This window comes from Peribacillus sp. P4_B1 (assembly GCF_056402395.1).
On the sequence record NZ_JBFUHM010000005.1, the window covers coordinates 148,322 to 155,183 of the forward strand.

Genomic DNA, 6,862 nt, shown 5'->3' on the forward strand with positions numbered 1-6,862 from the left:
TACTCATTCAAAGTCTGTCAGGAAGTAGGCTTAAAAGGTGGAAGTAAGGTTGTTAAAGAGGGATTCTATTTCCCTGGCTGTTCCTGCTCCGGCAACTTTTGTAATTTGACCCAGTACGTTCTGTCTTTGACGTATATCAAAAATGTTGATTTTTTTACCTGCTAGAAGTGCAGTGATATCCTGTGCTTGTTTTTGGGTGAGTGCAACCCCATGCTGCTTAGCAAGGGAAAGCAGTTCATCAGGGCGAATACTGTTGATTTTATGATTGACCATCATTTCAAATAATTTCAAACGATCTCCTCCTTTGTTAAAACATATGAAGGAAGCAGACGTATGTGAACATGAAAGTTTGTTTGATTTACGGGAATTTGGTTCAGCTAACGTTTTTTGATGGTTCAGGGCGGATGGACACTTGTTCAGGGGACCGGATTCTTTACATCTGGACTTCTTTGATTTATACTAACGATTGTTAATCGTAATGATTCTTAAAAAAAAGGTGATCTCTTTGGATAATGTAGTAAACCCCATAATTAAATTAGAAGATATATCTTACAAATATACAAAAGATCTAGTGCTGGAACATGTTTCGCTTGAAATTCCTAGAGGGGCCTTCTTAGCTATCGTTGGGCCGAATGGATCCGGTAAGTCAACCCTTTTGAAATTGCTGCTTGGTCTGTTCAAGCTCCAAAAGGGAAAAATTGAAATATTCGGGGAAGACATAAGACGCTTTAAAGATTGGCAAAAGGTAGGGTTCGTTTCCCAAAAGGCAAACTCCTTCAACTCAGGATTCCCTGCCACTGTATTTGAAGTGGTTCAAAGCGGTTTGACCAAAAAAATCGGTTTATTCAAGTTTGCAGTCAAAGAGGATAAGCAAAAGGTGAAGAAAGCTTTGGAATCCGTGGACATGCTTGAATATCAGAACCGCAATATCGGAGAATTGTCCGGAGGGCAGCAGCAGAGGGTATTCATTGCCCGTTCACTGGTCAGCGAGCCGGAATTGATGATATTGGATGAGCCCACGGTTGGCGTTGATTCAAAGAACGTCCACCAATTTTATGAAATGCTTGAGATGCTGAATAAAAAATTAGGAATAACACTGATTTTAGTAACCCATGATGTTGGTACTGTGACGGATAAAGTCACACATGTCGCCTGCTTAAATAAAAAACTTCATTTTCACGGGGATGCCTGTGAATATAATGAGTTGAATGAAAGCGAGCTTTCATCCATTTATGGACATGGGGTCCAATTATTAAATCATAATCATTAATATGTTTTGGAGGATAGCCCAATGATATCGGGGATATTGCAATTTGAATTTTTGCAGAACGCATTCTTGACCGGAATCATCATCGGAGCGATTGCGCCATTAGTGGGCGTTTTTGTCGTGGTAAGGCGGATGTCGATGATTTCCGATGCTCTCAGTCATGTAGCGCTTGCTGGTATAGCGTTTAGTTTATTGCTTCAGAAGAGCTTTCTATCTCTAGCAGGATTGAATCCACTTTATATAGGAATGGCGTTTTCTGTAGGTGGTTCATTATTCATTGAAAAATTAAGAGGGGTGTACAAGCATTACCAAGAGCTTGCAATCCCGATCATAATGTCCGGCGGCATGGGTCTTAGTGTCATTTTCATATCCATTGCAAATGGTTTCAATACGGATTTATATGGTTATTTATTCGGCAGTGTCAGCGCCGTCAGCCGGGCTGACTTATATGTCATATTGGCAGTGGGGATAGTCGTTGCATTAATGCTCACCCTATTGTATAAAGAATTATTTCTGTTATCATTTGATGAAGAGCATGCAAAAGCGTCGGGAATACCTTATAAAGCGATTCATTTTATTTTTATTGTCATGGTCGCATTGGTCATTGCCGCTTCCATGAAAATCATTGGCATATTACTGGTTTCTTCGCTCATGACGCTCCCGGTAGCAGCCAGTCTCCGTTTCGCTAAGGGCTTTAAGCAGATGATTGTTTTTTCGGTAATATTCGGTGAAGTATCCGTCATAGGCGGATTATTTTTATCATACAACCTTGATCTCGCTCCTGGCGGGACCATTGTAATAATAGCTGTGCTAATTCTCATCTTGTCAATTTTGTTTGATAAGTGGAAAAATCGATAGATGGGGTGATGTTTTTTGAACGTAACTACTGCCATGCAATTATTAAAAGATAAAGGTTTTAAACATACAGGAAAGAGGGAAGAAATGCTTCAGCTTTTCTCTTCCAGCGATAAATATTTAACGGCAAAAGATGTATTGGAGAATATGAAAAAAGACTATCCAGGGTTAAGTTTTGATACGATTTACCGGAATCTTTCCTTATTTGTCGAATTAGGCATCTTTGAAGCGACGGAGTTGGAAGGGGAAAAGCATTTTCGATTTACATGCGGCCATTCTTCCCATCATCACCACTTTATCTGTTTGAATTGTGGAAAAACGAAAGAAATCGAATTGTGTCCGATGCAGGAACTTCAGGAAAGCTTGAAGGACTACGATGTTTCAGGACATAAATTTGAAATATACGGAAGATGTCCTGCATGCAGTGCATCTTAGAAACATAAAAACCATTGACACTCTGTCAATGGTTTTTCTTGTTTCACTCACTTTATAGTTGCCGGTTGCCCTGACATCCAATTATTCACCCAGACAGATGCTTCTTGCCAATTGTTGACCCGGATCACCCTTTCAGGCACAGGATCTTGGTTGTAAGGGGTATTAAATAAAATCACGGGTATTTTACACTCTTCCGAAATGGCCACTGCATTATCGTGCTTGTCCTCTAAAAAGAGATCGACTTCAAATTTCTTGGCTGCAGCAACTTTATCGTGTGATCCTACAAGCTCGATATGATCATATAGGACTTCGTTGCTCGTGAACCAATTCTTCGTTATATCCAATAAACGGTTGCTCCGGGCACTGATGAAATATAAGTTAGCCTGTTCTGTCCATTTTTCCAATACATCCTTTGCTCCCTCAGCCAATAAAGATTCGGAATAGATGATTGGCTCGGTTTCAATGAACCATTTAGTGAAATCTTCTTTTGGAACATTAACGAATGGGAATAAGTCATACTCCGTTATGTCTTCATATGCTAAATTCAGCTGAAAAGCATTATTTAAAAAAGGGACCATGGAATCAGGTCTCGTAACAGTTCCATCTATATCGATGCCAAATCGTTTTTTCATGATGAATCTCTCCTCATATTCAATACTTGTAATAGTGTAACATATACCAAGATAGCTTTGGTAAAAACCCTTATTTATTTCCAAGACATGAAACCATTTCACGATGGATTCCATCACTTTTTACATACACTATAAATGCTCCATAAACGAAAGTGAGGGATTCACCAATGGAAAAAGATCAATACTCCAGTATTGACGATGAGATGCAATTGACTAAAAAGGGCAGTGAGCCATCCGTTGTTGTGGATGATCAGCATCATGAGCGATATTATAATGAAGATACACCTGCAGATGACAGGCGGTATGAAAGTCGTGKGACCATTACCAATAATATGGATAACCAGTATAATGAAGAAACGTCTGCAGAAATTTCAACACCACCGCGAATCAGGGACTATAAGAATAATGAGTCAACTAAGGCTGATGATTCTGGGAATGTTGCTTCAAGAGGACAGGCTATTGGTGTCATAGCTTTGATCATCTCCATTTTATCGTTATTCATGATGCCGTTCATTTTAGGGGTTGTGGGTATAATTGTAGGGATAGTGGCCAGAAGCAGGGGATCAAACTTGGGTACTTGGGCCATAGTAATAGGTGCAATCTCCATCATCGTTGGCATATTCATCCTGCCATTCTTTTAACAATTTGAAACCCTTTGATGTCATTTCTTAAAATGCATCAAAGGGTTTTTAAATAAAAAGGCTGTTTTCACATACTTTGTTGCTATTTACCAGGTAGTGAGTCCAGGGGCGGGCGGTGAGCCTCTCGGCGTAAACGCGCCTGTGGGGTCTCACCTGTCCYGCTGCTCCCGCAGGAGTCTCGCACTTCCGCTCCAATCAACCTTAAATAGTTTCGTTTTAAAAACAACAATTTTTACGAAAAGAGCCAATAAAAAAAATCCCGATAATGAAAAATCGGGATTTTTTTTTATTTATTTTGTAAAGCGGCAGCAGCAGCTTCGGCTCTTTGTTTTTCATAGTACTCTTCAGCGATTTTGTCAATTTCCTTTTTCAGTTCCTCGACCATCGTCTCTTCAGGCACTTTACGTACAATCTGACCTTTTCTAAACAGCAAACCTTCACCGCGAGCCCCAGCTATGCCGATATCAGCCTCACGGGCTTCCCCAGGACCGTTTACCGCACAACCAAGCACTGATACCTTGATTGGTGCTTTAACCGTCTGGATGTACTCTTCAACCTCATTGGCGATAGAGATCAAATCAATCTCGATCCGACCGCAAGTAGGGCAGGAAATTAATGTGGCCATGTTAGAAGCAAGGCCAAATACTTTTAGGAGCTCCCTTGCCACCTTCACCTCTTCGACAGGATCGGCACTTAAGGAAACACGCATCGTGCTTCCAATACCTTGACTTAGGATGGCACCTAGTCCGGCAGCACTTTTTACGGTTCCTGAGAACAGTGTACCTGATTCCGTGATTCCCAGATGTAAAGGGTAATCGAATGCTTTAGAAGCTTTTTCATATGCTTCGATGGCTAAATTCACATCAGAAGCTTTCATGGAAACGATGATGTCATGGAAATCGTGATCTTCCAGGATCTTGATATGGTGTAAAGCACTTTCAACCATGCCATCGGCAGTGGGGTATCCGTATTTATCGAGGATCTTCTTCTCGAGAGAACCAGCATTTACCCCGATGCGGATTGGAATTCCTTTAGCCTTCGCAGCTTTCACGACAGCTTCTACCTTTTCACGGCGTCCGATGTTACCAGGGTTTATCCTGATTTTATCCGCTCCGCCTTCAATTGCCTTAAGAGCGAGTTTATAATCGAAATGAATATCGACTACAAGTGGGATGTTTATCCGTTTTTTTATCTCGGGGATTGCATCAGCTGCCCTTTCATCCGGACAGGCGACACGTACGATTTGACATCCCGCCTCTTCAAGACGAAGGATCTCTGCAACTGTCGCTTCAACATCATGTGTTTTTGTAGTTGTCATGCTTTGTACTATAACTTCATTATTGCCGCCAATCGTTAAGTTTCCGACTTTAATTGGCCGCGTCTTGGTGCGATGTATGATTTCACTCAAGTGGAATTCTCTCCTTTAGGAAAAAATCAGTTTTGATTTTTAATTTGTTTCTCTGAAATATTGTATCAATGTACATACCGCTTGACAAGGAAATAGGTCGCATTATCTTTTTTCAACAAGGAAAATTCCCCATTACTGGATATATTCGATGCTTAGAAATCCCTTTTAATGGTGCTTGGGAGTCCGCAGATCCCCATTTAGAGGTTATTTATAAACGGGAATCTTATATGTTTTGCCAATCTGCATATTTTCGGGCTTCAATCCTTCATTCAAACTTTGAAAGTCAGAAATGATCGTTTCGATTGGCTGATTAGATCCGACTTTTTCCGTTTCAATGATGGAGAGTAAGGTATCCCCGGGTTTCATGGTGATTTCTTTATAAGCGGCAGATGGTGCGGATGCAGGCTTACTGGCCGGGACGGTCGGCTGGCCTGTAGTGGCCGGTGGATGGGAAGGCGGCAGGGTACCCGTAGTCAAATCGAAATAAATAATAAATAAAGTGAAACAGAATGAGATAAAAAGCAGTAGCCGTTTCAATTTTCCATCCTCCCAAGCTTGTCTTTATTTCATTTATACTTGTAAGAATCTAAAAATATGCCTAAAAATGGGCAGTTTTTCAAATGGGATGTGGGAGGGTCATTCCATTTTTCTTTTTCAGTTGATTTAAATCCTTATTATTTGAATGAATGTTAGTTTCCTTTGGGGTCAGACCAATTTCTCTTGCCTGCACTATGAGTACCAGCCCTTGTACATCAATATTACTCTCCTTCACGTCTATCACCTCTTAAATACTATTTCAACATTAAGTATAAGAATGACTTGGTGAGTATTTTGTCGAATTAAGAAGATATGAAAAAATATGACTGTATTCATATGCGGGAAGGCATGGAGAACCTGCAAAAGCAAAAAGACCCGGAACAGAACAGATGGGTTCCGGGTCTTTTTGCTGTTTAAGGTCAATCTGGGATTTTATTAGCAGCTGTTTCTTTAATGGATAAGTATAACATTATCAATGTCACAAACCAGCTAATGATTGAAGCGAATGGAACCGTTGCTTTAAAAGCATCCATGATGGTGAAGAATATGGTGGCAAGTGTAATGCTATATGCACCAATTCTCCATAGATGCCTATAGGAAAGCGAACGGCCAAGGGCATTTTTGAAAAGAAGTCCAAAAGCGGCAAGGATTGTCACTTTAATGAAGATTCCGCTAGCAGTAAACAGGTATAATATAAGTAGTAGCAGTGGAAGGATGATCGGTAGCACAGATTCAACTGACTCAAGCCAAGTGGATATTTCCTGATTATCTCCTTCCAGAAGTGAATATGGAGTGGATTGCACGTTGCCGCCAGATACGAACACCAGATCAGACTTTAAAAGGGCGACAGCCTCATCAGCTTTTGCAGCTACTTCTTCCGGGGTCAATGTCCCCGTACCATCTACAAAAATTTGATATCCGTTTTTATTCAGGCTAAATGGTTCACCTTCTTCAGTCGTCAACGTGCCATTTTTGATTTCAAATGCAGGTAAGTCTTCAGATACTGTTTCATTCATGGCATCTATCCCGTCAACTACCATTGTACCGAAATAAAAAGCTGAAGGGAGAAAGGCAATGAGACTTATAA

The 6,862-nt window shown here is 40.6% G+C and carries 11 protein-coding genes; 4 read left to right on the top strand and 7 right to left on the bottom strand.

Annotated elements, in window-relative coordinates:
- Positions 1–30: 30 nt before the first annotated feature.
- Positions 31–291 carry a DUF2624 family protein gene (locus tag AC1DVK_RS04645; protein WP_061464083.1) on the bottom strand — a complete coding sequence of 87 codons (261 nt, stop codon included), beginning with the start codon at positions 289–291 and terminating at the stop codon, positions 31–33.
- A 214-nt stretch (positions 292–505) separates the two neighbouring features.
- Between AC1DVK_RS04645 and AC1DVK_RS04650 the strand changes: the two genes are divergently transcribed.
- The 3 genes from AC1DVK_RS04650 to AC1DVK_RS04660 are packed head-to-tail and all read left to right on the top strand — an operon-like array spanning position 506 to position 2,557.
- The gene (locus AC1DVK_RS04650) at positions 506–1,270 is read left to right on the top strand and encodes a metal ABC transporter ATP-binding protein (protein WP_250211687.1); all 765 of its coding nucleotides are present in this window, start codon (positions 506–508) and stop codon (positions 1,268–1,270) included.
- 21 nt (positions 1,271–1,291) lie between these two features.
- The gene (locus AC1DVK_RS04655) at positions 1,292–2,125 is read left to right on the top strand and encodes a metal ABC transporter permease (protein WP_061464081.1); all 834 of its coding nucleotides are present in this window, start codon (positions 1,292–1,294) and stop codon (positions 2,123–2,125) included.
- A 15-nt stretch (positions 2,126–2,140) separates the two neighbouring features.
- Positions 2,141–2,557, top strand: a complete 417-nt coding sequence (locus AC1DVK_RS04660) for a Fur family transcriptional regulator (protein WP_061464080.1) — start codon at positions 2,141–2,143, stop codon at positions 2,555–2,557.
- A gap of 47 nt (positions 2,558–2,604) precedes the next feature.
- On the opposite strand, the gene AC1DVK_RS04665 is transcribed toward AC1DVK_RS04660, so the two are convergent.
- On the bottom strand, positions 2,605–3,189 hold the full coding sequence (locus AC1DVK_RS04665; protein ID WP_410864203.1) for a 5' nucleotidase, NT5C type: 585 nt from the start codon (positions 3,187–3,189) through the stop codon (positions 2,605–2,607).
- Positions 3,190–3,356: 167 nt separating this feature from the next.
- Between AC1DVK_RS04665 and AC1DVK_RS04670 the strand changes: the two genes are divergently transcribed.
- Positions 3,357–3,830 carry a DUF4190 domain-containing protein gene (locus AC1DVK_RS04670; RefSeq protein WP_477625947.1) on the top strand — a complete coding sequence of 158 codons (474 nt, stop codon included), beginning with the start codon at positions 3,357–3,359 and terminating at the stop codon, positions 3,828–3,830.
- An 82-nt stretch (positions 3,831–3,912) separates the two neighbouring features.
- Here AC1DVK_RS04670 and AC1DVK_RS04675 read toward each other — a convergent pair whose 3' ends face one another.
- The 5 genes from AC1DVK_RS04675 to AC1DVK_RS04695 all read right to left on the bottom strand — a co-directional run.
- Positions 3,913–4,056, bottom strand: a complete 144-nt coding sequence (locus AC1DVK_RS04675) for a hypothetical protein (protein ID WP_477625948.1) — start codon at positions 4,054–4,056, stop codon at positions 3,913–3,915.
- A 60-nt stretch (positions 4,057–4,116) separates the two neighbouring features.
- Positions 4,117–5,229 carry a flavodoxin-dependent (E)-4-hydroxy-3-methylbut-2-enyl-diphosphate synthase gene (gene ispG, locus AC1DVK_RS04680; protein WP_289321200.1) on the bottom strand — a complete coding sequence of 371 codons (1,113 nt, stop codon included), beginning with the start codon at positions 5,227–5,229 and terminating at the stop codon, positions 4,117–4,119.
- 213 nt (positions 5,230–5,442) lie between these two features.
- Entirely contained in the window at positions 5,443–5,775 is a 333-nt protein-coding gene (locus tag AC1DVK_RS04685; RefSeq protein WP_061464076.1) for a LysM domain-containing protein, read from the bottom strand.
- Between the two features lie 79 nt (positions 5,776–5,854).
- Entirely contained in the window at positions 5,855–6,010 is a 156-nt protein-coding gene (locus AC1DVK_RS04690; RefSeq protein ID WP_176431774.1) for a hypothetical protein, read from the bottom strand.
- A gap of 184 nt (positions 6,011–6,194) precedes the next feature.
- Positions 6,195–6,862, bottom strand: a 668-nt coding sequence (locus tag AC1DVK_RS04695; RefSeq protein ID WP_477625949.1) for a DUF1189 domain-containing protein, incomplete at its 5' end; no start/stop codon positions are given.